This is a genomic window from Sphingomonas azotifigens NBRC 15497 (assembly GCF_002091475.1).
Taxonomy (GTDB): domain Bacteria; phylum Pseudomonadota; class Alphaproteobacteria; order Sphingomonadales; family Sphingomonadaceae; genus Sphingomonas; species Sphingomonas azotifigens.
Map to the genome: position 1 here is coordinate 1 of NZ_BCTR01000156.1, position 669 is coordinate 669.

The following is a 669-nucleotide window of genomic DNA, read 5'->3' on the forward strand; positions in this document are numbered from 1 at the left end:
AACGATCATGCGGCGGCAGCTTGCTCCAGCGCCGCGATGCGCTCTTCGCAGATCACCTGCACCGCCTGCCCCAGCACCTCGACGCGCTCGCCCAGCCACGTCAGTTCCTCGGCGCTGATCCGATAATGCTTCGAATAGCGTGCCTTCACATAGGCTTCCTTGAGCTTCTCGAACCGCGAGCGATCGACACGCTGATCACGCGGCCAAGCGTCGATCAGCCGCGGATCGATCCGTTCGGCTTGCGTGCGCAAAAATCCAAGATTGTGGGTGTGCGGCGTGTAGAATGTGCAGACCAGTAAAACGCAGTGGTAGAGGCGTTCTGCGGCTTGGTGCATGTTGAATGCCGCTTCCCGGAGTCCATCCTCTGCCACCAGAAAATCAGCCGCTCGCTTGAACTTCTCGGCGCTCGGAAACCACTCGACAAAATATTCCTGCGCCATGGCCAGTGCCTGGGCGGGCGTCTTCGGCTTGGGCTGGTGCAGTTCGCTGGGATCGCTCTCGTACAGCGCGATGCCGTCACGGGCGACGTCCATGAAGAAGTAGCGCCCATGTGCAAGCCCATCGTTCACCTCCTGCAGGGTGTGCACGATGAAATTGACCGGCGTGCGCAACGTCTTGGTGATTGCCAGTTCGCGGTTGAGCCGGTCCTCGGCGGTTGCCCAGAACTCT

General features: G+C 60.7%; 1 protein-coding gene. It reads right to left on the reverse strand.

The features are described 5' to 3' along the window. Positions 1 to 5 precede the first annotated feature (5 nt). Positions 6 to 669 (reverse strand): HEPN domain-containing protein (locus tag SAZ01S_RS23400; RefSeq protein WP_084584715.1); only part of this gene is annotated, 664 nt, incomplete at its 5' end.